This window comes from Phenylobacterium sp., from assembly GCF_035539035.1.
Classification (GTDB): domain Bacteria; phylum Pseudomonadota; class Alphaproteobacteria; order Caulobacterales; family Caulobacteraceae; genus Phenylobacterium.
This window is the reverse complement of the sequence record NZ_DATLJI010000011.1, coordinates 153,550-178,121: the sequence shown is the minus strand read 5'-3', so window position 1 is coordinate 178,121 and position 24,572 is coordinate 153,550. Positions and strand designations below refer to the sequence as shown.

Below are 24,572 nucleotides of genomic sequence, written 5' to 3'. Positions count from 1 at the left end.
GCCCGAGGACCTGACCTATGGATGAAGACCTTCGCCGCGCCGCGCTCGACTATCACCGCATCCCGCGGCCGGGGAAGCTGAGCGTCGAGTCCACCAAGCGTATGGCCACCCAGCGCGACCTGGCGCTGGCCTATTCGCCCGGCGTGGCGGCGCCCTGCGAGGCGATCGTCGCCGACCCGCGCGCGGCGGCGGACTACACCGCGCGCGGCAACCTGGTGGCGGTGATCACCAACGGCACGGCGGTGCTGGGCCTCGGCGCCATCGGCCCCTTGGCGTCCAAGCCGGTGATGGAGGGCAAGGCGGTCCTGTTCAAGAAGTTCGCCGGCATCGACGTCTTCGACATCGAGGTGGACGCCCAGGACCCGGAGAAGTTCGTCGAGGTGGTGGCCGCCCTGGAGCCCACCTTCGGAGGCATCAACCTGGAGGACATCAAGGCCCCCGAGTGCTTCGCCATCGAGAAGGCGCTGCGCGAGCGGATGGCCATCCCGGTCTTCCACGACGACCAGCACGGCACGGCCATCGTCTGCGCCGCCGCGGTGCGCAATGCCCTCGTCCTGCAGGGCAAGGCGCTGGAGGAGGTGAAGCTCGTCACCTCCGGCGCGGGCGCCGCGGCGCTGGCCTGCGTGGACCTGCTGGTGGCCATGGGCCTGCCGGCCGCGAACGTCACCCTCACCGACATCAAGGGCGTGGTCTACGAGGGCCGCGAGCCCGACATGCCGGAGAACCTCGCCCGCTATGCGCGCAGGACCGACGCCCGGGCGCTGTCGGAGGTGCTGGCCGGCGCCGACGTCTTCCTGGGGCTCTCGGCGCCCCGGGTGCTGAAGCCGGAATGGCTGCCGCAGATGGCGGAGAAGCCGCTGATCCTGGCCATGGCCAACCCGGAGCCTGAGATCCTGCCCGAGCAGGTGGCCGCCGTCCGCCCCGACGCCATCGTCGCCACCGGCCGGTCGGACTATCCGAACCAGGTCAACAACGTCCTGTGCTTCCCCTTCATCTTCCGCGGCGCCCTGGACGTGGGCGCCCGGGAGATCAACGAGCCGATGAAGCTGGCCGCGGCCGAGGCCCTGGCCGAGCTCGCCCGGGCCGAGGCGCATGAGGCGGTGGTCTCCGCCTATGGCGGGGTCTCCCAGCCGTTCGGGCCGCAGTACATCATCCCCAGGCCCTTCGATCCCCGCCTGATCCTGGTGATCGCCCCGGCCGTGGCGAAGGCGGCCATGGAGTCCGGGGTCGCCGAGCGGCCGATCGCGGATTTTGAGGCCTACCGCCGCCAGCTGGAGGTGTTCGCCTACCGCTCCGGGCAGCTGATGCGCCCGGTGTTCGACCTCGCCCGCAAGGCGCCCGCCCGCGTCGCCTACGCCGAGGGCGAGGACGACCGCGTGCTGCGCGCGGTGCAGACGGTGGTGGACGAGGGCCTGGCGCGGCCGGTGCTCATCGGCCGCCGCGCGGTGATCGAGGAGAAGATCCGGCAGCTCTCGCTCCGCCTGGCGCTCGGCGCCGACGTGGAGGTGGTGGATCCCACCGACCCGGCCGCCACCGCCGAGCTGGAGACCCGCTACGCCCGCCTCGTGGGACGGCGGGGGATCTCGCCGCCGGCCGCCGTGCGCCGGGTGCGCACCCGGCCCACGGTGACCGCCTCCCTGCTGCTCGAGACCGGCCACGTGGACGCGGCCCTGGTGGGCGGGCAGGGCGACTGGTGGCGGCACATGAGCTACGCCCTGCCGATCGTGGCCCGCCGGCCGGAGGTCAGCCGGGTCTATGCGCTGTCCACCCTGATCCTGCCGATCGGGGCGCTGTTCCTCTGCGACACCCACGTCAACGTCGACCCCACCGCCGCCCAGATCGCCGAGATGACGGTGCTGGCCGCCGAGGAGGTCCGGCGCTTCGGCATCGCCCCGAAGGCCGCGCTGCTCTCCCACTCCAACTTCGGGGCGAGCAATTCGCCGAGCGCGCGCAAGATGCGCGAGGCGCTGGCCCTGATCCGCGCCGCCGCCCCCGACCTTGAGGTGGACGGCGAAATGCACGCCGACGCGGCGCTCCGGCCCCACCTGCGCGAGGCCCTGGTCACCGACAGCACCCTGGACGGCGCCGCGAACCTGCTGGTCTGCCCCAGCCTGGACGCGGCCAACATCTCGCTGACCCTGCTAGGGGCGGCGAGCGAGGCCCTGCAGGTCGGGCCGCTGATCCTTGGCCTGTCGAAGCCGCTGCACGTGCTGATCCCGGCGGTGACGGCGCGGGGCATCGTCAACATGACCGCGCTCGCCGTGGCCCAGGCGGCGGTGGGCTCCACCTAGGGGCTGTATGCAGAGGCCTTGCCGGCCAGCCCCATCCGGAGAGCGTCGATTGACGCCTCCTTCAAACTGTATGCAAGATGAAGGCAATCAAGTGCTCTGGGGAGGAGCCCATGTCTTCGTCTGGCGGCCGCATCGGCAATGTCCGGTGGCTGATGGTCTTCCTGGTCTTCGCGGTGGCGGCGGTGTCCTACCTGGACCGGGCCAACATCTCGATCGCCGCACCCCGGCTGAAGGCCGACCTCGGCATCTCCGACGTGCAGCTCGGCATGGTCTTCTCGGCCTTCGTGTTCGGCTACGCCTTCGCCCAGCCGCTCGCCGGGCGCCTGGCCGACCGCTTCGGGCCCTACCGGGTGATCGCGATCGGCATCTTCCTGTGGAGCGTGCTGACCTCGGCCACGGCCCTGATCCCGGCGGGCTACGCCGGGGCCCTTGTGGCGCTGATCGCCGTCCGCGCCGCGCTGGGCGTGGGCGAGTCGATCATCTTCCCCGCTGGCAACCGGCTGGTGGCGGCCTGGATCCCGTCGCATGAGCGCGGGCTGGCCAACGGCCTGATCTTCGCCGGCGTCGGCGTCGGCGCGGGCATCGCCCCGCCGCTGATCACCTCGATCATGCTGACTCACGACTGGCGCGTCGCCTTCCACGTCACCGCCCTGATCGGCCTGGTGGCCCTGGCCGTGTGGATGCTGCTGGCGCGCGAGAAGCCCGCGAGCCACCCCTGGATGCGCGAGGCGGAACTCGAGCACATCCGGTCCGACCGGATCACCCAGGCGGCGGAGACCGGCGGCCTCGCCAAGTGGCGCACCATCGTCCTCGACCGACAGGTGGCGCTGCTGACGCTCTGCTACTTCTGCTTCGGCTATGTGGTGTGGATCTTCTTCACATGGTTCTTCACCTACCTCTCGGAGGTGCGCGGCCTCGACCTGAAGGCGAGCGGCCTTTACGCCATGCTCCCGTTCATGGCCATGGCGGTGGGCTCCTCGGCCGGCGGCTGGATCTCCGACGGGCTGGCCAAGCGGTTCGGCAAGCGGATCGGCCGCTGCGGGCCGGCGGTGCTCGGCATGGGCTTGGCGGCCATCTTCCTCGCCGCGGCCATGACGGTGGCCGACGCGCGGCTCGCGGCGGTGGTCCTGGCCCTGGGCTCGGGCTCCCTCTACCTCTCGCAGAGCGCCTTCTGGACGCTCAGCGCCGACCTCGGGAAGTCGTCGGCCGGCTCGGTGTCCGGGGTGATGAACATGGGCTGCCAGCTGGGCGGGGCGACCGTCGCGGCGCTGACCCCCGTGATCGCCCAGCAGCTCGGCTGGAACGCCGGCTTCCTGGTCGCCGCCGCGGCCGCCATGGCCGGCGCCGTCGGCTGGCTGTTCATCGACGCCGACGCGGGCCTGGGCGCTCGGGCCAAGCCGCGCCTCGCGCCGGCGGTCTGAAGAACAAGGGGAGGAAGACCAGATGATCCGACCGATGCGTCCGCTGGCGGCGCTGAGCCTGCTCGCCGCGGCCTGCGCCCTGGCGCTGCCGGCACAGGCCCAGCCCGGGCCGGCCTCCGCCGCCGCGCCCGCGCCGAAGCGGATCAACCGCGCCATCGAGCTGCTCGAGCAGGGCCAGCCCGTCTACTACGCCCAGATCTCCGGCGGCGGGTACGACGAAGGCAAGCGGATGGCCGCCACCAAGGCCGACTACATCACCTATGAGATGGAGCACGGGACCCTCGACTTCGCCGCGCTGCGCGCCTTCATGCGCGGCCTGGTGGACGCGGGCCCCACCCGCACCGGCCACCGGACGCCCACGGTGATCGTCACCCTGCCGATCGCCGGCTCCGACGCCGCCAGCCTGAAGGCCAACGTCTGGATGGTGCAGCAGACCCTGGCCGCGGGCGTGCACGGCATCCTGCTCTGCCAGGCCGAGGCGCCTGACGCGGTGAAGGTGTTCGTGGAGGCGACCCGCTACCCGTTCGCGCCCGAGGCGCCCGGCCTTGAGGTCGGCAAGCGCGGCGCGGGCAGCCAGGGCTTCGCCGCCCAGATCTGGGGCCTCACCCAGAACGAATACCTCCGCCGCGCGGACGCCTGGCCGCTCAATCCGGAGGGCGAGATCATGCTCGGGATCAAGATTGAGAACCCCCGCGCCACCGCCCGGGCCGAGGAGCTCACCCGGGTGCCGGGCCTGACCTTCGCCGAGTGGGGCCCCAGCGACCAGGCCTTCTACCTGATCGGCCGCCCGACCGGGCAGGGCGGCGACATCGCCCGCCATCCGGCCATGGCCGCCACCCGCGCCCGGGTCCTCGCCGCCACCAAGGCGGCCAAGATCCGGTTCCTGAATTCCTGCAACGAGGCCGACGTTGTCGACCAGCTGAAGGACGGGGTGATGATCTGCACCGGCGGCGACACGCCGGCCGCGGACAGGGGCCGCGCACACACGAAGCGTCGGCAGCCCTGGTAGCGGTCAGCGGCGGCGGGGCGCGGTGGCCTGGATGAAGGCCCGCTTCGCGTCCAGGTCCTTCGCCACCCCGATAACCATCATCTCCAGCGGCGCGGACCCCGTCGTGGCGAAGGCCTTGGCCTCGCCGAGCCGCACGGGGACGGCGTCGCCGGCCCGGATCGCCGCCGTCTGGCGGTTCAGGGTGACGGTCCCTTCGCCGCCCATCACGTAATAGACCTCGCTCATGTCGGTCTGGACGTCGCGGCCGACCGACGCGCCGGGTGGGACCAGCAGATGGTCCACATAGGACCAGGCGGTGCGGAAGACGCTGGGGCCGAGCGCCCGGCGATGCTGCACCGTCCCCTGGCCGCCCTTCATCCGCTCGACGGGGCGCAGCAGGGCGCGGTCGAGCCGCAGCGTCATGAAGTTCGGGATGGGGTCCAGCGGCGCGCCGACGCGGGGGTCGCCCAGGTCGAAGGCGTCGTAGACCTTGGTCATCCCGACATTGATGTTCAGCCACTGCACCGGCTTTCCGGTGGGGTTGTAGATGCCGTGGGAGTGGCCCGCCTGGGTCGGCGCGCCGGCCGGTCCCTTCAGCACCGAGGTGCGGCCGTCGATGGTGAACTGCGCCTCGCCGTCGAGGATGACGAACATCTCCTCGCAGTCGTTGTGGAAGTGCGCGCCGATCCCGCCGCCCGGGTGGATCACCCCGCGGTGCAGGAAGATGAAGTTGGTGTCGAGCGCGTCCGTCCCCAGCAGGGAGCCGAAGTCCATGCTCCCCGCCCCGCCGTGCACCGAGCTCGAGGTGCGGTACTTGCCCGGATCGGTGTGGGCGATCCGCTCGGCGAGGGATGGCGCCGCAGGGGTCTGGGCCAGCGCCGGCGCCGCGCCGGCGAGCGCGAGGGCCAGGGCCGCGGCGGTCAGGGATCGGGTCATCGGTTTCCTCCGCCGGCCGGGTTCACGCCGGCGTTTTCGGCTTGTTGTCAGGCAAAATTGTATGCAAGCCTAGGCAAGCAGGGCAACCGCTAAGTTGGCGGCCCGAGATGTGATCCGCGCGACAAGCGCGGGCGAATTGGGAGGGTTTCCGATGAGACGCAGAGCCGTTCTGACGGCCATGGCCGGGCTTGCTGGCCTCGTGGGCGGCGCCGCCCGCGCCCAGACGCGGCCCGCCGCGCCGGCGCCGGGCAAGGGCCCGATCGTGCTCTACTGTGACCTGGCGGTGGATCCCGCCAGGGAGCAGGAGATGCTCCACAACTTCCATACCATCTTCATGCCGACCGCCCGGACCTTCAAAGGCTTCGTCGACCTGAAGATGCTGAAGCTGCGGACCGTGATCCAGGGGGGGCCGCCGCCGATCCCCGGCTTCAACTACCGCTTCCAGCTGACCTATGAGAACGAGGATCTGCGTCAGCTCTGGGTGAAATCCGACGCCCACCAGCGCGTCTGGCCGACCATCGAGAACACGCTGACGGACAAGGGCTACCTCGTCCTGCTCACCGACAGCGTCTGACCACAGATTTCACGGAGACCGCCATGGCCGAGGCCTGGAAGATCCTGACCGTCGCGGCCGCCGCCGCGGCGGCCGTCGCCTGCTCGAAGACCGACGACGCCGCGCCGAAGGCGGAGGCCGCCGTCTCCGCGCCCGCCGCCGGCGCCGCCGGCGAGATCGTGCGCCTGGACCCCGCCTTCGACGCCCTGGTGGCGCCGGGGGCGCGAGTGGAGAAGGTCGCCGACGGCTTCAAGTTCACCGAGGGTCCCCTGTGGCGCGGTGGGCGGCTCTGGCTCTCCGACCTGGTGGGCAACCGGCTCTACGCCGTCACCACGGCCGGCGAGAAGGTCCTGCTGCTCGACAAGGCCGGCGGCCTGCCGAACCCGCCGGAGGGCTCCTACCTGGGCTCCAACGGCCTGGTCACCGATGCGGAGGGCGCGGTGCTGGCGGCCCAGCACGGCGCCCGGCGGATCGTGCGCCTCGACGAGTCCTTCGCGGCCACGCCGTTCCTCGATCGCTTCGAGGGCAAGCGGCTGAACTCGCCCAACGACCTGGTGTTCGCCCCCGACGGCGCCCTGTGGTTCACCGACCCGCCGTACGGCCTTGTGGGCCAGGACGAGGACCCGGCCAAGGAAGTCCCCTTCAACGGCGTGTACCGCTATGCCGGCGGCAAGCTGACCGCGCCGATCCGCGACCTGACGCGGCCCAACGGCCTGGGCTTCACCGCCGACGGTAAGACGCTCTACGTCGCCAACTCCGGGCCGGCCATGCGGGTGATGAAGTACGCCGTCGCCGCGGACGGGACCGTCGGGCCGGGCCAGGTGTTCGCCGAATTCACGGCCGCCGACGGCCAGGGCCTGCCCGACGGGCTGAAGCTCGACACCGCCGGCAACGTGTGGCTCGCCGGGCCCGGAGGCGTCCATGTCCTCTCCCCGGCCGGCAAGCGGCTGGGGGTGGTGAAGCTGCCGGAGGTGGCGGCGAACCTGGGCTGGGCGGACGAGGGGCGCACCCTCTACGTCACGGCGTCCACGGGGGTGTATCGCCTGCCCGTCGCGACGCCCGGCCAGTTGCCGCTCTATCGGCGCTGAGGCAAAGGCCTCAGCGCTTGGCGGCGGTGGCGCTGCCCGTCGGACCGTAGTTCTTGGTCAGATAGCCGACGATCTTGTCGTACTCGGCGTCGGAGACCTTGGCGCCGTGCTCGATCATCTTGTCGACCACCTCCTGCCACTCGTGGCCGGATCGGCGGCGGGCGACCACCTGGGCGGCCGCGTGGCAGGTCGTGCAGGCGCGCTGCACCAGCGGGCGCTCCGGCGCCTGGATCAGGCCGTTGACGACCTGGGGCTGGGCCTGGGCTGTGGAGGCGGCCAGCAGCGTGGCGATCACGGCGGCGGGGGCGAGGCGGGTCGAAGACAGGCGTACGAACATTCGGAGGTTTCGGTCCCAGGTTTGGGCGGTCAGGCGACGTGCGCGCCCGTAACGCCGACGTAGATTGCATACAACGACTGGCTAGCCGTCATGAAGAGCCGGTTTCGCTTCACTCCGCCGAAGCAAAGGTTCGCGCAGTTCTCAGGCAACCGGATCATGCCGATCCGCTCTGAACCGGGGGTGAACACCTGGACGCCCGGCCGGGCCGCCGCCCAGAGGTTGCCGTCGCGGTCGCAGCGCAGGCCGTCGGCATAGGCGGGCGCGCCCGTCCCCGGCACGTCCAGCTTCACGAAGGTGCGCCGGTTGCGCGCCCGCCCGCCGTCCACGTCGAGGACGGAGATCACCCCGCCAGGACCCGTGTCGGCCACGTAGAGGCGCTTGTAGTCCGGCGAGAAGCACAGGCCGTTGGGCTTGCCGATCTCGTCGGTGATCTTCTCGATCCGGCCGCTCTGGCCGTCGACGCGGTAGACCGCCTCCTTCAGCTCCTGCTCGGCGCGGAAGCCCTCGTAGTCACCGCCGATGCCGTAGGGCGGATCGGTGAACCAGATGCTGCCGTCCGGGTGGACGACGAGGTCGTTAGGCGAGTTCAGCCGCTTGCCCTCGAAGCGGTCGGCGATGACCGTCACCCGTCCGTCGGGCTCGTAGCGCGCGACGCGCCGGCCGCCGTGCTCGGCCGACAGCTGCCGGCCCTGGAAGTCGAAGGTGTTGCCGTTGGAATAGCCCGACGGATTGCGGAAGGTGGTGACCCGCCCGTCGTCCTGGATCCAGCGGAGCTGGACGTTGGCCGGGATGTCGCTCCAGACCAGGTAGCCGCCCACGCCGTTCCAGGCCGGCCCCTCCGCCCACATGGTCCCGGTGTAGAGCCGCTTCATGGGCGTGTTGCCGATGATGTAGCCGCGGAAGCGCGGGTCCAGCGCCACGATGTCGGGCTCCGGGTAGCGCAGGGGCGCGTCCCAGTCGCGCGGCGTGGCGTCGGGGCTGACGGGGGCGGGCGCCGGCTGGGCCGTGGCGGCCGTGGCCGTCAGGCCCAGGGCGCCCGCCAGCAGCGTCCGGCGGTCGAAGGCCCGGGCGTCCATCTCAGGGCAGCCTGTAGGCGATCAGCTCGCCGGGCGAATCCGGTCCGCCGACGCCCAGCACGATGTATTGCTGGTCGTTGTGCAGATAGGTGATCGGCGTGCCGGTCTGGCGCGTGGGCATGCGCACCTGGCCGACCTCTGCGCCGGTCTTCTTGTCGTAGGCGCGCAGCCAGCCGCTCTTCACTCCGTCCTCGCCAGTGGTGGTCTCGGCGTCGCCGATCACCACGAGCGTCTTGGTGGTCAGGGTGCCGATCAGGCCCGCGCTGCCGGTGCGCGGGATCTTCACGCCCTTCAGCGCCTCGTGGTTGCGGATCGAGTCCGGCGTCTCCCCGTGCGCCACCTGCCAGACGATGTCGCCCTTGTTCAGGTCGATGGCGGTCACCCGGCCGTAGGGCGGTTTGATCAGCGGCAGGCCGCGGACGCCGAGCGGCGCGCGCCGGCGGCTGGTGGCGTTCGGGTCGCGGGCCATGTTGAGGCCCATGCCGGCGTCGCTCTGCTCCGGCGCGATCGGACCGATGCCCAGCGCCGTCAGCCGGGTCATGGAATAGAGGTAGATGATGTTGGTCTCGGGATCGAAGGACGCGCCTGGCCAGCTCGAGCCGCCCTGGGTGTTGGGCAGCATCAGGGTGCCCAGCGGCCTCGGCCACTTCGAATAGACCGGCGGGGTGAAGATCGGACCAAGCTTGTAGTCGGCGGCGACCTTCTCGGCCTCGGCCCGCAGTTCCGGCGTGAAGTCGATCAGGTCGTCCTTCATCACGCCCTGGCGGTCGTAGGCGGGCGGCTTGCTGGGGATCGGCTGGGTGGGCGAGTACCACTCGCCGGGCACGTCGCCCTTCGGCACCGGACGCTCGGGGATCGGCCACACCGGCTTGCCGGTGACGCGGTCCAGCACATAGAGCCAGGACTGCTTGGTCGGCTGGGCGATCGCCTTGATCTTCCGGCCGCCCACGGTGATGTCAGCCAGCACCGCGGCGCAGGGCACGTCGCGGTCCCAGATCCCGTGGTGGACCATCTGGTAGTGCCAGCGGCGCTTGCCGGTCTTCAGGTCGAGCGCCACGATGCTCTCGCCGAACAGGTTCGCGCCGGGGCGGTTGCCGCCGTACCAGTCCGCCGTGGCGGATTCGACGCCCACGTAGACGAGGCCCAGCTCGGGATCGGCGCTCATCTGGGCCCAGACGCCGGTGTTGCCGGTCCAGGAGTTGGAGTCGTTCAGCCAGGTCTCGGCGCCGAACTCCCCCTTCTTCGGAATGGTGTGGAAGATCCACAGCCGCTTGCCGGTGCGGATGTCGTAGGCGCGCACCGCGCCCTTGATGTTGGTCTTGTTCGGCGCGTCGCCGGCCTCGAACGCGGCCCCCACGACGATGACGTCGCCGACCACCAGCGGGGTGGCGTTGAGGCCGATCTTGCCCTTCTCGAGGTCGATCTGCTGGTCGAGCTCGAGCTTCAGGTCGACTTGGCCCGCCTCGCCGAAGCCCTCGGCCGGCCGGCCGGTCTTGGCGTCCAGCGAGATCAGGCGATAGCCGGGGGTCACGTAGAGGACCCGCTCCGCCTTGCCGTCCGTCCAGTAGCAGAGGCCGCGGCCGCTGCCCTGGCGCGGGGCCTGCCGGCCGCGCTCGCCCTCGTTGAGGCTGTATGTCCACAGGAGCTCGCCGGTCCCGGCGTCGATGGCGATGGCCGCCCGCCGGGTCCCGGCGGTCGTGTAGAGCACGCCGTTCACCATCAGGGGCGTGGCCTGCATGATCGGGTCCACGGCGGGCCCGAGGTTGGCGGTCTTGAACCGCCAGGCCAGCTCCAGGTCCTTGAAGTTCTCTGCGTTGATCTTGTCCAGCGGCGAGTAGCGCCAGCTGTAGAGGTCGCCCCCATGGGTCGGCCACTGGCCGTCCTTGGCGCCGCGTGTCCCGGCGCCGTTCGGGGCCTCGACCTGGGCGCGCGCGGGAACGCCGTTGGCGCTCAGGAACAGGGCGAGCCCGGCTGCGGAGATCGACCGGCGGGTCAGTTCAACCATCTCTACCTCTTGGCGGTGCGCGGCAGGGCGTAGGCGACGAAGGCGTTGCGCAGGGGCGACGCCTGGCCCGGCGCGGCGGGGCGGCTGCTGGCGGCCGGCACCAGCACGAACTGGCGCCCGCCGGCCGCGTAGATCGAGGGCAGGCCCGCGGGCGTGCCGGGCAGGGTCCCGGTCCACAGGGTCTTGCCGGTGCGGCTGTCCAGCGCGTGCAGGGTGCGGTCCTTGGCGGTGGCCACGAACATCAGGCCGCTGGCGGTGAGCGCCGAGCCGACGCGCGCCGGCGCCGAGCCCGTGGGGCCGTTCCGCGGCCCCTTGTACTCGGGATCGTCGCCGATCGGCCGCTGCCAGGCGATCTCGCCCGTGTTCATGTCATAGGCGGTGACCTGCGACCACGGCGGCTTGATCATCGGATTGCCGGTGGTGGGCGAGATCACATAGCCGTAGTCGGTGCGCCAGCGCGCGGGCTGGGCCTCCACCTTCACCGCGCCCGCCGCCCCCTCCGGCGCCTGGGCGCCGCGGGCGTTCCGGTTTTCGGCCAGGTAGGCCATCAGTTCGCCCATGGCCGGACCGGAGACCTGCGGGAAGGCCGGCATGTGGCCGCGGCCGCGCTGGATCACCCCGGAGATCACGTCCGGGGTCAGCCGGGCGGAGACGCCGATCAGCGACGGCGCCCCATCGCTGCCCTGGCGCTCGGCGCCGTGGCAGGCGGCGCAGACCTGGCCGTAGATCGCCTTGCCGCGCTCGTAGGGCGTGGCGCCCTGGGCGACGATCCGCGAGACCTGCTGCAGCTTGATGATCGAGGGCACGTCGGTGGAGATCACATAGGCCATGCCGGTCTTCGGATCGCCGGTCAGCATGCCCCAGTTGGTGGCCCCGATGTTGCCGGGCATCTGCACCGTGTCGATGACGTCGGGCGGAGTGAACAGGCCCTCGTCGCGGGCCGCCTTCATGCGGGCGACCAGCTCCGCGCGCTCGGCGGCGGGCAGGCTGGGATCGATGTCGTCGATGGTGAAGCTCTGCCTGGCGAATGGCTTCAGCTTGGTGGGGAAGGGCTGGGTCGGCGAGACCCACTCGCCCTCGACGCCGCGGGTGGGCACCGGCCGCTCCTCGATGGGCCAGAGTGGTTCGCCGGAGACGCGGTCGAAGGCGTAGAGGAAACCCGTCTTGCCCGCGACCACCACGGCGTCGACCGTTCGGCCCTCGTGGCGCACGGTGAGCAGCACCGGCGGCGTCGGGATGTCCCAGTCCCACAGGTCGTGGTGCACCGTCTGGAAGTGCCACAGCCGCCGGCCGGTCTTGGCGTCCAGGGCGATTATCGAGTTGGCGTAGAGGTTGTTCCCCGGCCGGTCGACGCCCCAGAAGTCGTAGGTGGAGGAGCCGGTGACCGCGTAGACGATCCCGCGCTTCTCATCGAGGGTGAAGCCGGTCCAGTTGTTCGCCCCGCCGTGGTTTGCGCGGGGGTTCGGGCCCCAGGTCTCCGCGCCCGGCTCGCCGGCGCGCGGCATCGGCCGGAACACCCAGGCGAGCTCGCCGGTCCGGACGTTGAAGGCGCGGATGTCGCCCGGCGGCGCATCGTAGTCCTCGCCCGTCAGGGCGCCGGTGATGATCAGGTCCCCGTACACCGTGCCCGGGGCGTTCGACTGGATGTTGGTGACGGTGGCGGGGTCCCGGTCGACGCCCTGGCGCAGGTCCACCGCGAAGCCGGCGATGGGCTGTCCGGTGCGGGCGTCGAGCGCCCGCATGAAGTTGTCCTTGTTGTAGATGATCCGCTGGTCGGCGCCGTCGGGGCTGGACCAGTAGGCGAGCCCGCGGGCGCCGCGCGGCGCCTGGCCCGGCTGCTTCCAGATCTCCGCGCCGGTCGCCGCGTCGAGGGCCACGATCGCGCCGCCCGCTCCGATCAGATAGACCCGCCCGCCGATCATCAGAGGGTTGGAGATCGAGATGTCGGTCCCGATGTCGTAGGTCCAGGCGACCTCCAGCTGGTCGACGTTGCCGGGGTGGATCTGGGTCAGCTCGGAGTAGTGGGTCTGGTCGGGCGAGCCGCCCCAGACCCGCCATTCGGTGTCGGCGACCGGCGCGTCGGCGGTCATCACCGTGGCGCAGCCCGCCAGCAGGGCGGCGGCCGCCCCGGCGAGCGCCAGGCGCCGCGTGGATCTGGATGGTGGCGCGATGGTCTTGCGCATGTCGTTTCCCCCGCGCGACGATCATCGCCATCTGCGCGGCGCTACATGATCATGTTGCATACACGTTGATCAAGCCACTTGGCGCGTTTCCCGGCAAAAAGTCGGCTACGTACAACGTGGTTCTCGGAAGCGGCCTCGTGTGCGGGCGCGGCGCCCGCGCGCGCAGGATTCCTTTTGACACGATCGGCAAATCCGCTCCCCGAGGCGCGCAGCGGCGGGCGGCGCCTCGCCGGCCGTCGGGCGACCGCCCTGTCGCAAACCCGACAGTGTTGCCTATTTGCATACAGGAGCCATTTCCTGGGACCTTGGCCGCTTGCCTGCCCCAAATGTGTATGCAAGTATCCGCAACGCATCGTCCTGACCCCCGTGGCCAGGGCGGGATCCGGCCTCGGCCGGTTCGCCGAACACAAAGAAAAAGGGCGGCCGCACTGCGGACGTCCGCCTCAGGGGGAAGCTATGCTGCGCCATCTGCACACCACGAGTTCCGTCGTCGCCCTGATCGCGGCCGCGTCGTTCTTCGCGACGTCCGCCAACGCCCAGGGCCGCGCCGCCGCCGCCGCTAACGACGACGAGACCAACCTCGAGGAGGTCGTCGTCACCGGTACGAGCCTGAAGGGCGTCGCCCCGATCGGCTCCACCGTCATCAGCGTCGGTCAGGAAGAGATCGAGAAGACCGGGGCGATCAACGCCTCTCAGCTCGTCAACACCGTGCCGGCGATCACCACCTCCGGCTCCGCGCCGCAGGGCGAGAACGCCTATTCCTACTACTCGCCTCAGATCCACAGCCTGGCGGGCAGCGCCTCGAACTCGACGCTCGTGATCGTCGACGGCCTGCGCCTGGTGGGCGGCGGCACCCAGTATTCGCAGACCGACCCGAACATCATCCCGACCAGCGCCATCCAGCGCGTCGAGGTGCTGGCCGACGGCGCCTCCTCGGTCTACGGCTCCGACGCCGTGGCCGGCGTGGTCAACTTCATCACCCGCCAGAGCTTCGATGGCCTGCAGGTCAACGTGAAGGGCGGCTGGGGCGACAGCTACTCGAACCGCGACGCCAACGCGATCTGGGGCAAGACCTGGGACACCGGCGGCTTCTACATCGCTGGCCAGTACTCCTATCAGAGCATCCTGCGGAACTCCGACCGGCCGTTCCTGTCCCGCGGCGACTACCGTCCGTTCGGCGGCACCAACACCAACAGCTTCGCCTGCGCCCCGGCCACCATCCGCACGCCGGCCTCGGGCAACAACGTCTACCTGTCGCCGGGCGCGACCTCGACCGTGCCGAACTCCGCGGCGAACGCCCCCTGCAACAACTCCATCTACGACAACGCCCTGCCCGAGCAGTGGCGCGCCAACCTGATGATCAAGGTGGACCAGGAGATCACCGATCGCCTGCGGTTCACCGGCAAGATGGTCTACAATCGCCAGGCCACGGAGGAGAACTCGCTCCCCGGCACGCTGAACAACGTGACGGTGTTCGGTCCCGGCTCGAACCGTGGCGGCCAGATCAACCCGTACTTCCGCGCCCCTGCCGGTGAGCCGGGCGCCACCCAGGAGACGGTGAGCTGGATCGACCTGGTCACCAGCCCCGACGAATGGGGAACGGTGAACTCGCAATCGGAGTTCTTCTACACCACCGGTGTCCTCGACTTCGCCATCACGGAGGACTGGTCGGCCAAGCTCAGCAACGCCTTCGGCTCCAGCCGCAGCCTGCTGGCCAACAACGACACCTTCTGCGGCGCCTGCGCCAACCTGGCCCTTAACGGCACCACCCAGACCAGCGGCAGCACGACGGCCTCGTCGATCGCCGGCCAGAATGTGGTGGTGCTGAACCTGCCGCTGACCGCGGCCAACGCTCTGGATGTCTGGAGCGACCCGGCCTCGCTGCGCTCGTCGCGGGACCTGATCTCGTCCTGGTACCAGAACGACAGCGAGAACTCGAACTACAACCAGATCAACCAGACCAAGCTCGAGTTCCAGGGCCCGGTGTTCAGCCTGCCGGCCGGCGAGGTCCGCGTCGCGGTGGGTGGCGAGTACATGCTGTCTCGCCTGGAGCAGAAGATCCGCGGCGCCAACAACACCGGCCCCTCCAGCACCGGCTCCAGCCAGCGGAACTACAAGTACAAGCGCAACGCCTACTCGGCCTATGTCGAGGTCGCCATCCCGCTGGTCTCCGCCGAGATGGAGATCCCGCTGGTCCGGCGCCTGGATGTGAACATCTCCGGGCGCTACGACCACTTCTCCGACGTGGGCGACACCAAGAACCCGAAGTTCGCGGTGGACTGGGAGCTGATGGAGGGCCTGAAGCTCCGGGCCAACTACTCCACGGCCTTCGTGGCCCCGCCGCTGGCGGTCATCGGCGACCCGTCGCAGGGCTACCTCTACGCGTCCGGCAGCGTCGGCGTGGCGGCCTCGCTCTTCGTGCCTGTCGCCAACTATCCGGAAGTCCGCGGCGTGCCCGGCTGCGCCAACGCCACCACCACCTGCAACATCGGCCTGGGCACCAACCAGGGCCTTCGCCGGCAGCTCGGCGGCGGCTTCCTGAACATCGTGCCGCAGACGGGTGACGCCTGGTCGGTGGGCCTGGACTACATCCCGCCCTACATCCCGGGCTTCGCGGCCAACATCACGCTCTTCAACAACACCTTCGAAGGCGGCGTGAACTCGCCGAACCCGAACTCGATCGTCAACTCGGCGGGCCTGCACGACCGCCTGGTGATCTGCCCCAACACCTGCACCACCGAGCAGATCAACACCTTCGCGAACCTGGCGGGCGGGGCGACGATCAACGGGGCGGTGCCGGCCCAGGTCTACTTCCTGCTGGACCAGAGCTCGGGCAACGTCCTGAACCTGGACATCCAGGGGATCGACTTCATGTTCCAGTACCGCATCCCGACGGACAGTCTCGGCACGTTCCGCATCGGCGACGCGCTCACCTACTTCACCCGCTTCGACCAGAACTTCGGCGGCGGCTCGAGCTTCAGCGTGCTGAACACCTCGGGCTACAACACCACCTTCCCGTCGATCCAGTTCAAGAACCGCGCCTCCTTCGGGTGGGACTTCGGCGCCTTCTCGGCCGACGTGTTCATGAACTACACGGGCAGCTACCGGAACTGGAGCAACACCTCGGTGGCGCCGGTGCTGGTGGACTCCATCGGCAACCCGACGGGCGGCGGCGACAAGGTGAAGTCGCAGACCATCTGGGACCTCCACGCCTCCTACGACTTCGAGGACGGCTACGGCATCATGGAGAACGCCCAGGTGTACCTGGACATCCAGAACGTCCTCGACACCGACCCGTCCTTCTACAACGGCAACACCGCCGGCATCCTCGGCGGGGCGTGGGGCTTCAACGGCTTCGCCTCCAATCCGATCGGCCGCCTGGTCTCGGTCGGCGTGCGGGCGAAGTTCTAGTCCGGCCGCAGGCCCCGGGCCGCAAGGTCCGGGGCCGGGCAGGGGAGGAGAGTTCAAGATGGCGTCTGCAATCCTGAAGCCCGTGGCCCTGGCGGCCCTGCTGGGAAGCCTTGCCTTGGTCGGGGCCAACTCGGCCGGCGCGCAGGCCCAACGGCCTCCGCCGGACTCGGTGATCGCCTGGTCGCCCAAGCCCACGAAGGCCACGCCCTGGACGGCGCCCAACAAGGCGCACTGGAAGCTGGCCGATGTGCTGGCCAAGCGCCGCGGCCAGAAGAGCTGGCGCGAGCCCATCGTCCGGGACCGGGACTTCGAGGCCACCTATGTCCAGATGGCCCCGGGCGAGAAGACCAAGACCCAGTTCTGGCCCGACAACCGGGTGTTCTGGATCGTCCAGGACGGCGAGATGCGGGTGACGATCGAGGGCCAGGAGCCGTTCGTGGCGTCCAAGGGCTTCCTCGTCCAGGTACCCTACCGGGTGCCCTACAGCATCGAGACGGTGGGCGACAGGCCGTCGCTGCGCTTCGAGGTGACCCAGGCCGGGGCGGCCCCGCTCTACCCCACGACCGAGACGCCCACGCCGGTCCCCGGCAAGACCTATGTGAAGGTCGCCTTCAACGGCAAGGGCGCCTACGACGACGTCAACAAGCCCTTCCTCGACTTCAACAAGGATCTCGTCCAGGGCGGCGCACGCGGCGGGGCCTTCGTGCGCGACGACCACACCTTCGCCAACGTGATCCGCGGCCGCGGCCAGCCCGTGCCGCCGCCCACCAACCTCGGCCACTTCCACAACGACTACGGCGAGTTCTGGCTCGTGATGGAGGGCCAGATCGACTACCTGATCGAGGGCGTTCCGTTCTTCAGCGCCCAGGCCGGCGACGTGGTCTACGCGCCTGTGGGCCGCTGGCACCGCGCCAGCTTCGGCGGGACCGGCCCGGCTACGCGCCTGGCCATCAACCCCCGTCCGGCGGGCCTGCACAACTACGAGGCCCCCCACTAGTTTCCCCCTGAGTATCTCCCTCGAAGCGTACCGGACGGGGTCGGCCACAGCCGGCCCCGTTCCGCGTTCGGGGGCGCCCAGGCCAGCCCTGCCGTGAGGTGCCAAACCAAGACGGCTGCTTTACTTGGGTGGGGTCCGAGCGCGAATCGAGGCGAGCGGACCGCCGCCCGCAAACGAGCCGACGAATCCCGGAATGCCCATCCATCCCAGGTGCAGCAACTGCGGCGGCGAAAGATTCGCGCTCCCGGGACCGTCGTCCGACGTGTCGACGACGACAGACGGCCAAGTCATCCCGCACCGCTGGAGCAAGAGCGAATGCGACGCCTGCGGCATGGTCGAGAGCCTGCTCCCGAACCTCGCCGAGCTGAGCGGCTTCTCCTATCGGGACACCTACCGCTTCTACGACAGGGCCGCGATGGCGGCGTTCGAGGCGCCCCGCTACGAGATGTACGCGTATATGGTGGGCGACGTGATCGGCAAGGTCTCGGCGAGGCGGGTCCTCGAACTGGGCGCCGGGGCGGGATGGGTGCTCGAGCGCCTGGGCGCGCGCCATCCAGGCGTGGCCCTGAAGGGGCTGGAGCCGTCTTCCGCCATGGTCGAGGCCGCCAGGGCCGCCGGGCTCCAGATGATCGCGGGGGAACTGCCGAACGCCGAGATCGCGGCGTGGCGGCCGGACTTCGTCTACTCGATCAATGTCATCGAGCACGTGCCGGACTGCGGGCTGTTTCTCGCGGCGGCGGCGGACGTCCTGGCGGACGGGGGAACCCTGCTGATCATCTGCCCCAACGGGCAGGCCGTCGATCCGGAGCTGCTGTTCGTCGATCACCTCCGCACGCTGGAGCCGCAGCATCTGCTCGCCTTCGCCGGCCGCGCGGGCTTCCAGCTTCAGGATTGGTGGCCGCTCGCGCCGGAGTACGGCGCGTTCCAGGCGATGCTGCTGCGGCGGCGGACGACCTCGCCGCAACCCCGGAACGGCGCGGCGCCGTTCGAGCGCCCGGAGGGGCTGAGCGCCCGGCGACGCGACTTCCTGGAGCGGTGGAGCCGGCTGGATTCGATGCTGCTGGAGCGGCTGGGCGACGCGAAGCGCATCCTGGGCTTCGGCGCCGGCGAGACGGCGGACCTGCTCGCCGCCTATGCCCCCCGGACCTGGGCCCGCGTCGGCCGGCTCTGCGTCGACAGGCCCGCCACGCCGGGCGGGAGCGTCGTGGCCGGGTGTGCAGGTCGCAGCATCAGCTACCTGGACGAGGTGGACCCGGGCGAGTGGGACGCCGTTCTCCTGTCCCTGAAGCCGCGGCATCACGCCCGGGCCGCGCCTCGGCTGGCCGGGATGTTCGGACGGGTCGTGCGCTGGGACGACACCTTGCCGGAGCCGTTCCAATGAGGACCGCACAGGAGGCCGCACTGGCGCAGGGCGTCGTGTTCGAGGCCGCTTCGCTGTCGCCCCGGCAGGTCGCCGCAGCCCTGCGCGAGCGCGGCGCCGTCCTGGTGAGGGGCGCTTTGGATGCGGCGTCGATCGAGGTCCTGGAGACGGCGGCGATCGCCAGCTCCCGCAGTCTCGCCGAGATGATCGGCCGGCCGGTGAACGACATGCCCATCTGCTTCAGCGACCCCGCCACGGGCCAGGCCGGCGGCCTGTCGACCTGGAACGGCGGGCCCTACCCGGACTTCCCCGGCGCCCTGGCCGAATCCGGAATGGATCGAAGCTGGTACTATGAGGGCCGGAGGAACTACAAAATCCGTTTCTGGGAGAACGGCGCCTCTTTTCCGAACGTCATACTCGGCCTGGTGCTGCGGTCGCGCCTCCTTGAGATCGCCACGACCTATTTCGGCGACGACGTCGTCTCGCCCTACAGCCACAACACGGTCCGCTACCAGTCGGCCTCGATCTCGGACTTCAGCTACGCCTTTCATCAGGACGGCAGCTTCCATTCGCGCCATCCGGACGAACATGCCGGCCTGACCATCTGGGCGCCCTTCACCCCCTGCGGCGTGGATGCGCCGGGGCTCGAGGTGTCTCCGTACCGCATTGACCGCATCCTCCCCCCGCCCGCCGGCGTGGCCGAGCCCTACCTCTTCATCGAGGACGGCGTGGCCCGTGAGGCGTGCCAGGACCGCTTCTGGCGGCCGGTCATGGACCGCGGCGACGTGCTGATCTTCGACCACTTCGCGGTCCACCGCTCGGCGATCGATCCCGGAATGTCCCGGACCCGCTACAGCGCCGACGTCCGCCTGTTCGCGAAGCATCGCCTCCCGGCGTTCGTGCGGGACTCGATCGGATGGCTGCCGGAGTTTCCCAGCTCGCCTGGGCCAGCCTAGGGGAGGGAACTGGGGCGGTGGCGGTGAGAGAGGGATTCGAACCCTCGATAGGCTTTCACCTATACACGCGTTCCAGGCGTGCGCCTTCAACCACTCGGCCACCTCACCACGCGCCACAGGGGGAGCGGGCTCCCCTCGGGAGGCGCGCAATATAGTCAGGATGCCTCCCGGGGCAAGCGGCGCGTGGCGCGGGCGTCGAAGTGGCCGCGGGAGGTGCATCGCGGGCCCGGAAGACCTATCTTGGGAAGCCCCGCGAAGGAGCCCGCCATGCTGTTCAAGAAGACCCTCGAGCTGCCGACCCAGGAGACCGCGCTGCCGGGCCGCGCGCACCCGATCCCCACCGCCGAGACCCACTTCGTCAACGGCCGGCCGCTGAAGGGTCCCTATCCCGAGGGGCTGGAGACGGCGGTGTTCGCCATGGGCTGCTTCTGGGGCGTGGAGCGGGTGTTCTGGAACCTGCCCGGCGTCTACGTGACCGCCGCGGGCTATGTGAACGGCGTGACGCCCAACCCGAGCTACGAGGAGGTCTGCTCCGGCCGCACGGGCCATACCGAGGCGGTGCTGGTGGTCTACGACCCCAAGGTCGTCACCTACGAGGACCTGCTGAAGACCTTCTGGGAGAACCACGACCCGACCCAGGGGATGCGCCAGGGCAACGACATCGGCACCCAGTACCGCTCGGGCGTCTATCCCACCAGCGACGCCCAGGCCCAGGCGGCCGAGGCCTCGCGGGAGGCCTACCAGCAGGCGCTGGGCAAGCAGGGCTACGGCGCCATCACCACGGAGATCGTCCCGGCCGGCCCGTTCTATTTCGCCGAGGACTACCACCAGCAGTATCTGGCGAAGAATCCGCACGGCTACTGCGGCATCGGCGGCACGGGCGTGACCTGCCCGATCGGCGTCGGCGTCCAGGCCTGACGGCGGGGGCGGTGGCCCATGACGCGGGCGGAGGTCGAGGCGGTGGCCACGGCGCTCCCCGGCGCCGCCAAGGTCACGCTCTGGGACCGGCTCGACGTCTACAAGGTGCGCGGCAGGGTGTTCGCAAGTTGCGGTGAGCGCGACGGCCTGACGTTCCGCGCCTCGCAGATCCTCTACGCCGTGCTCATCGATGACGGTCCGGGCCGGCCGGCCCCGGGGTTCGTCCCCGGCGGCTGGGTTAACCTGCCGCTCGCAGAGGCCGACGCCGCCGACGCCGCCGGCTGGATCGAGAACTCCCACCGCCTTGCCGCCGCAGGGCTCACCCGCAAGGTTCGCCAGGAGCTCGGCCTCGCATGATCACCCGCGACGAGATCGGCGCCGTGGCCATGGCCCTGCCGGCCGTGACCATGGTCGTCCAGTGGGGCGGTTCGGACGTCTACAAGGTCGGCGGCAAGGTGTTCGCCATCTGCGGCGACGACGGCGTCTCGTTCAAGGTGAGCGAGATCGGCTTCGTCGTGCTCACCGAGGAGGGCGGCCCCGGCCGCCAGGCGCCCTACTGCGCCAAGGGGCAGTGGGTGAACGTGGACTATGCCGACATGGCCCCGGACGACGCCCAGGGCTGGCTCGCCACCGCCCACTCGCTGATCGCCGGCAAGCTGACCCGCAAGGCGCGCGTGGAACTGGGGCTCAGCTGATCGGGTCCCCGCCGCCGTCGCCCTGGGCGGGCGGCGCGGGCGGGCGGCTCTCCACCAGCCGGCGCAGATCGGCGATGGCGCGCGCGGCCGGCGAGCGGCGCTGGCGCCAGAACAGCAGCCCCATCGAGCCGATCGTCGCGGCCATGAAGGCGTAGGGGCCGAACAGCCAGGCGCCCGCCGAGAGCGCGAAGTAGTAGCCGCGGACGCCCGAGTTGAACGAGGAGAGCGCCGGGTTGAGCAGCCGGGCCGCCACGTCGCCGAACACCTTGGCCTCCTCCGGCGTCAGGCCCTCGGGCACGGCGCCCACGGTGGCGATGCAGTAGTTCATCTGGCGGATCGACCAGATGAAGTCGAGCAGGCCCCGGGCCAGGCTGACCAGCACCAGGGCCAGCTGGAACTCGAACAGGAAGCGCGAGGAGGTGCGGATCACCTCGAGCGCCGAGACGCTGCGGAAGGTGTTCTCGCCCCCGAACAGCGCCCCGGCTGTGGCGGCGATCAGGATCAGGTTGGACGAGGCGAAGAACGAGGCCGAGTTCAGGGCGTGGCCCAGCAGCTGGCCGTCCATGAACCGGTTCTCGCGCGCCACCATGTTGCGCATCCAGGCGGCCCGGATGGCCATCAGGTCGGTGTTGATCACCCCGCCGCGCTGGCGCGCGAGCAGGCGCAGCAGCGGCTGGTAGGCCAGCCAGCAGACGACGAACAGGCCAAGGGCCGCCAGGTCGAGGGCGCTCACGCCGTCAGTCCTCCCGGATCAGGCTGTGGCGGTTGGTGTCGCGCAGGCGCAGCGCCACCACCATGGCCACGCCCATGATCGCCGACACATAGACGTAGAAGCCGCTCTCCGCGCCGATGCCCTTGAACCACAGCGCCAGATACTCCGCCGTGCCCCCGAACAGGGCGTTCGCGACCGCATAGGGCAGGGCGACGCCCAGGGCGCGCACATGGGCGGGGAACAGCTCGGCCTTCACCAGGCCGCTCACCGCCGTGTAGCCCGAGAGGATCAGCAGCAGCAGGATCACCAGCCCGGTCGCCAGGGTCGCCGAGGTGGCGCCGGAGAGCGCGGTCATCACCGGATAGGTGGCCACCAGTCCGCCGCCGAAGGCCATGGCGATGGTGGTCTTGCGTCCCAGCCGGTCCGACAGCCAGCCGAACAGCGGCTGGGCGAACATGTAGACGATCAGCGCCACCGCGGTGATCGAGGTGGCCGCGCCCTTGGTGAAGCCCGCCGTGTTGACCAGGAACTTCTGCATGTAGGTCGTGTAGGCGTAGAAGGCCAAGGAGCCGCCGGCCGTCAGCACGAAGATGATGCCGCTCTCGCGCGGGTAGCGGGCGAACAGCATCATGGTGCGCGCGCGCTCGGCGCCCTCCGCCTTGGCGGCCAGGTAGGACGCGCTCTCGTCCATCCCCCGCCGGATCCAGAACACCACGACGGCCAGGGCGCCGCCGATGAAGAACGGGATGCGCCAGCCCCAGTCGGCGAGGTCGGCCGGATCCATGAGGGTCTGCAGCAGGATCAGAACGGCGAGCGCCAGGAGCTGGCCGGCGATCAGGGTCACGTACTGGAAGCTGGCCCAGAAGCCGCGGCGGGCGCGGCTGGCCATCTCGGAGATGTAGGTGGCGCTGGCGCCGTACTCGCCGCCCACCGACAGGCCCTGCAGGATGCGCGCGAGCAGCAGGCCCACGGCCGCCCATTCGCCGATCTGGCGCGCGTCGGGCAGGAGCGCGATGGCCAGCGCCCCGGCGCACATCATGGCCACGCTGACCGCCAGCGCCTCGCGCCGCCCGCGGCGGTCGGCGTAGAGCCCCATCAGCCAGGCGCCCAGCGGCCGGGCGAAGAAGCCCACGGCGAAGATGGCCGCAGTCTGCAGGAGCTGGGCGGTGGTGTCGCCGGCCGGGAAGAAGTGCGGCGCGAAGTAGAGGGCGAAGGAGGAGTAGGCGAACCAGTCGTACCACTCCACGAGGTTGCCCGCGGAGCCGCCGACGATGGCCTTGGCGCGCTGGAACGGCGTCAGTCCCGCCTGCGTCGCCGCCGCCGGCGCCTGGGTGTCGACCCCCGTTTCAGCCGCCGTCATGCATCCTCCCCCGTTTGCTGGGGAGGATGCTAGGCGATTGGAGCGCCGAGGCTAAGAGGCGATCGCTACAACCGTCCCATCAGGACGAGGATGATGATGATCACCAGCACCAGGCCGAGCCCGCCCGAGGGGAAATAGCCCCAGCCGCGCGAATAGCCCCAGCTCGGCAGGGCGCCGATCAGGAGCAGGATCAGGATGATGATGAGGATGGTGCCAAGCGACATTGCGCCGTCTCTCCTTGAGCCGTGTCTCCCCACCCGCCGCGCAAACGGCTGTGGTCAAGCTGCGGTTCCGGAGAGCGCCCGGCGCGCCCGTCAGTCGGCGGCGTCGGCCGTGTGGAAGCGGGCCTCGGTGTCGCGCATGCCGAGCGCGTACATCATGCCGATCCAGCCGCCCTTGATGCGCGGCAGGGCCAGCAGGGTGATCAGGCCCAGCGAGCCCAGGATGATCGGCACGGAGTAGTAGGCCGAGCTCTCCCAGACGATCGGGAAGAACAGCATGGGCGCCACGATCAGGTGGCCGACCAGCAGGATGGTGAGATAGGCCGGACCGTCGTCCGCCGGATAGCGCGCCAGCTCGTGGCCGCAGGCCTCGCAGCGCTCGGAGACCTTCAGGTACTTGCGGAACAGCTTGCCCTTCCCGCACGCGGGACAGTGGTGCTGGAGGCCGCGGGAGACCGAGCGGCCGAGCGGGTGCAGGATTTCAGCCATGCGCCGCCATATGGCCCGCCGGCCGCGGTTTAGGAAGGGCGAACGGCGTCATGCCGCACGCTTCGGACCCGTTTTGGGGCGGCCTCGGCCGCCCCGCCGCGGCTACCTGTTGGTGCGGTGCTGCTCGAGGGGCGTCGGCGCGCCGGTGGCGTCGGCGTCGTTGCCCACATCGCCTTCCTCGGTGTTCTCGGCCTCGTCGCCGCGCAGGATGTGCGGATCCTCGCCCGCGATGGTCGTCCCACGGGAGGCGCCGATGCCGGGATCGTCCTGAAGGTCGTCGCGCGGGGGCGTGGCCTCGCCGGGCGCGGGATGCTTGGACGTGCTCATGGGGACCTCCTTTGGGGTTGGTCCCGGTCGAACGGCGCCCGCACCCGGGCCGTTCCCTCACATCAGCGCTTGGCGTCCTCGGCGGTGCTGCTCACCGCGTCGCCGGCGGCGGAGAGGTCGCGGCCGAGGCCGGACAGCGTGTTGCACCCGGACACCCAGAGCGCCGAAAGCGCGGCGCCCAGCACGATCAGTTTGCGCATGTGGTTCCCACCCGTCTTCACGGGCCGCCATTTCGGATGTGCGGCCGC

Annotated in this window: 23 protein-coding genes and 1 tRNA gene; 12 read left to right on the top strand and 12 right to left on the bottom strand. The window is 70.4% G+C overall.

The genetic code is table 11. The annotated features are described in order from the left end of the window. The first annotated feature begins 17 nt into the window (after positions 1 to 17). The 3 genes from VM685_RS05080 to VM685_RS05070 all read left to right on the top strand — a co-directional run bounded on the left by VM685_RS05080 (position 18) and on the right by VM685_RS05070 (position 4,721). Entirely contained in the window at positions 18 to 2,291 is a 2,274-nt protein-coding gene (locus VM685_RS05080) for an NADP-dependent malic enzyme (protein ID WP_325459037.1), read from the top strand. 110 nt (positions 2,292 to 2,401) lie between these two features. Next, positions 2,402 to 3,712 (top strand): MFS transporter, encoded by a 1,311-nt coding sequence (locus VM685_RS05075; RefSeq protein WP_325459036.1) that lies wholly within the window; start codon positions 2,402 to 2,404, stop codon positions 3,710 to 3,712. A gap of 22 nt (positions 3,713 to 3,734) precedes the next feature. Then, a complete protein-coding gene (locus VM685_RS05070) occupies positions 3,735 to 4,721 on the top strand; it encodes a hypothetical protein (protein WP_325459035.1) in 987 nt (328 codons plus the stop codon). A gap of 3 nt (positions 4,722 to 4,724) precedes the next feature. On the opposite strand, the gene VM685_RS05065 is transcribed toward VM685_RS05070, so the two are convergent. Then, positions 4,725 to 5,636, bottom strand: coding sequence for a cupin domain-containing protein (locus VM685_RS05065; RefSeq protein WP_325459034.1), 912 nt, complete (start codon positions 5,634 to 5,636; stop codon positions 4,725 to 4,727). 151 nt (positions 5,637 to 5,787) lie between these two features. Between VM685_RS05065 and VM685_RS05060 the strand changes: the two genes are divergently transcribed. Further along, positions 5,788 to 6,210: a hypothetical protein gene (locus VM685_RS05060; RefSeq protein ID WP_325459033.1), complete on the top strand. Its 423-nt coding sequence runs from the start codon at positions 5,788 to 5,790 to the stop codon at positions 6,208 to 6,210. A gap of 23 nt (positions 6,211 to 6,233) precedes the next feature. Then, entirely contained in the window at positions 6,234 to 7,277 is a 1,044-nt protein-coding gene (locus tag VM685_RS05055) for an SMP-30/gluconolactonase/LRE family protein (RefSeq protein ID WP_325459032.1), read from the top strand. 10 nt (positions 7,278 to 7,287) lie between these two features. On the opposite strand, the gene VM685_RS05050 is transcribed toward VM685_RS05055, so the two are convergent. Genes VM685_RS05050 through VM685_RS05035 form a run of 4 tightly spaced genes read right to left on the bottom strand, consistent with a single transcriptional unit; the run spans position 7,288 to position 12,878 of the window. Further along, positions 7,288 to 7,614, bottom strand: coding sequence for a hypothetical protein (locus tag VM685_RS05050; RefSeq protein ID WP_325459031.1), 327 nt, complete (start codon positions 7,612 to 7,614; stop codon positions 7,288 to 7,290). Between the two features lie 29 nt (positions 7,615 to 7,643). Next, complete coding sequence (locus tag VM685_RS05045) at positions 7,644 to 8,690, bottom strand: SMP-30/gluconolactonase/LRE family protein (protein WP_325459030.1); 1,047 nt, start codon at positions 8,688 to 8,690, stop codon at positions 7,644 to 7,646. A gap of 1 nt (position 8,691) precedes the next feature. Then, a complete protein-coding gene (locus tag VM685_RS05040) occupies positions 8,692 to 10,695 on the bottom strand; it encodes a PQQ-binding-like beta-propeller repeat protein (RefSeq protein ID WP_325459029.1) in 2,004 nt (667 codons plus the stop codon). A gap of 2 nt (positions 10,696 to 10,697) precedes the next feature. Then, complete coding sequence (locus VM685_RS05035) at positions 10,698 to 12,878, bottom strand: PQQ-binding-like beta-propeller repeat protein (RefSeq protein ID WP_325459028.1); 2,181 nt, start codon at positions 12,876 to 12,878, stop codon at positions 10,698 to 10,700. A 456-nt stretch (positions 12,879 to 13,334) separates the two neighbouring features. On the opposite strand from VM685_RS05035, the gene VM685_RS05030 reads away from it, so the two are divergent. The 4 genes from VM685_RS05030 (at position 13,335) to VM685_RS05015 (ending at position 19,602) form a co-directional block, all read left to right on the top strand. Beyond that, positions 13,335 to 16,289 carry a TonB-dependent receptor domain-containing protein gene (locus VM685_RS05030; protein WP_325459027.1) on the top strand — a complete coding sequence of 985 codons (2,955 nt, stop codon included), beginning with the start codon at positions 13,335 to 13,337 and terminating at the stop codon, positions 16,287 to 16,289. A 58-nt stretch (positions 16,290 to 16,347) separates the two neighbouring features. After that, positions 16,348 to 17,286, top strand: a complete 939-nt coding sequence (locus tag VM685_RS05025; protein ID WP_325459026.1) for a cupin domain-containing protein — start codon at positions 16,348 to 16,350, stop codon at positions 17,284 to 17,286. Positions 17,287 to 17,548: 262 nt separating this feature from the next. Next, positions 17,549 to 18,667: a class I SAM-dependent methyltransferase gene (locus VM685_RS05020; RefSeq protein WP_325459025.1), complete on the top strand. Its 1,119-nt coding sequence runs from the start codon at positions 17,549 to 17,551 to the stop codon at positions 18,665 to 18,667. Next, positions 18,664 to 19,602 (top strand): phytanoyl-CoA dioxygenase family protein, encoded by a 939-nt coding sequence (locus tag VM685_RS05015; RefSeq protein ID WP_325459024.1) that lies wholly within the window; start codon positions 18,664 to 18,666, stop codon positions 19,600 to 19,602. Before VM685_RS05020 ends, VM685_RS05015 begins: the two co-directional genes overlap by 4 nt. Positions 19,603 to 19,620: 18 nt before the next feature. On the opposite strand, the gene VM685_RS05010 is transcribed toward VM685_RS05015, so the two are convergent. Further along, a tRNA-Ser gene (locus VM685_RS05010) sits at positions 19,621 to 19,710 on the bottom strand. A 159-nt stretch (positions 19,711 to 19,869) separates the two neighbouring features. Here VM685_RS05010 and msrA point away from each other — a divergent pair. From msrA to VM685_RS04995, 3 genes are read left to right on the top strand one after another with little or no spacing between them, the layout of a single operon-like run. Further along, positions 19,870 to 20,520, top strand: a complete 651-nt coding sequence (gene msrA, locus VM685_RS05005) for a peptide-methionine (S)-S-oxide reductase MsrA (protein ID WP_325459023.1) — start codon at positions 19,870 to 19,872, stop codon at positions 20,518 to 20,520. 18 nt (positions 20,521 to 20,538) lie between these two features. Then, the gene (locus VM685_RS05000; protein ID WP_325459022.1) at positions 20,539 to 20,877 is read left to right on the top strand and encodes an MmcQ/YjbR family DNA-binding protein; all 339 of its coding nucleotides are present in this window, start codon (positions 20,539 to 20,541) and stop codon (positions 20,875 to 20,877) included. After that, positions 20,874 to 21,215, top strand: a complete 342-nt coding sequence (locus VM685_RS04995; protein ID WP_325459021.1) for an MmcQ/YjbR family DNA-binding protein — start codon at positions 20,874 to 20,876, stop codon at positions 21,213 to 21,215. The genes VM685_RS05000 and VM685_RS04995 overlap by 4 nt, the downstream gene beginning before the upstream one ends. Here the strand turns inward: VM685_RS04995 and VM685_RS04990 are convergent. The 6 genes from VM685_RS04990 to VM685_RS04965 form a co-directional block, all read right to left on the bottom strand. Next, positions 21,208 to 21,948, bottom strand: a complete 741-nt coding sequence (locus VM685_RS04990; protein WP_325459020.1) for a DUF599 domain-containing protein — start codon at positions 21,946 to 21,948, stop codon at positions 21,208 to 21,210. The genes VM685_RS04995 and VM685_RS04990 overlap by 8 nt on opposite strands. Positions 21,949 to 21,952: 4 nt before the next feature. Beyond that, the gene (locus VM685_RS04985) at positions 21,953 to 23,287 is read right to left on the bottom strand and encodes an MFS transporter (RefSeq protein ID WP_325459019.1); all 1,335 of its coding nucleotides are present in this window, start codon (positions 23,285 to 23,287) and stop codon (positions 21,953 to 21,955) included. Between the two features lie 65 nt (positions 23,288 to 23,352). Continuing rightward, positions 23,353 to 23,511: a DUF3309 family protein gene (locus tag VM685_RS04980; protein WP_325459018.1), complete on the bottom strand. Its 159-nt coding sequence runs from the start codon at positions 23,509 to 23,511 to the stop codon at positions 23,353 to 23,355. A 90-nt stretch (positions 23,512 to 23,601) separates the two neighbouring features. After that, positions 23,602 to 23,997 (bottom strand): DUF983 domain-containing protein, encoded by a 396-nt coding sequence (locus VM685_RS04975; protein ID WP_325459017.1) that lies wholly within the window; start codon positions 23,995 to 23,997, stop codon positions 23,602 to 23,604. A gap of 102 nt (positions 23,998 to 24,099) precedes the next feature. Then, a complete protein-coding gene (locus VM685_RS04970; RefSeq protein ID WP_325459016.1) occupies positions 24,100 to 24,324 on the bottom strand; it encodes a hypothetical protein in 225 nt (74 codons plus the stop codon). A 62-nt stretch (positions 24,325 to 24,386) separates the two neighbouring features. Next, positions 24,387 to 24,524 (bottom strand): entericidin A/B family lipoprotein, encoded by a 138-nt coding sequence (locus VM685_RS04965; protein WP_325459015.1) that lies wholly within the window; start codon positions 24,522 to 24,524, stop codon positions 24,387 to 24,389. Between the last annotated feature and the right edge of the window lie 48 nt (positions 24,525 to 24,572).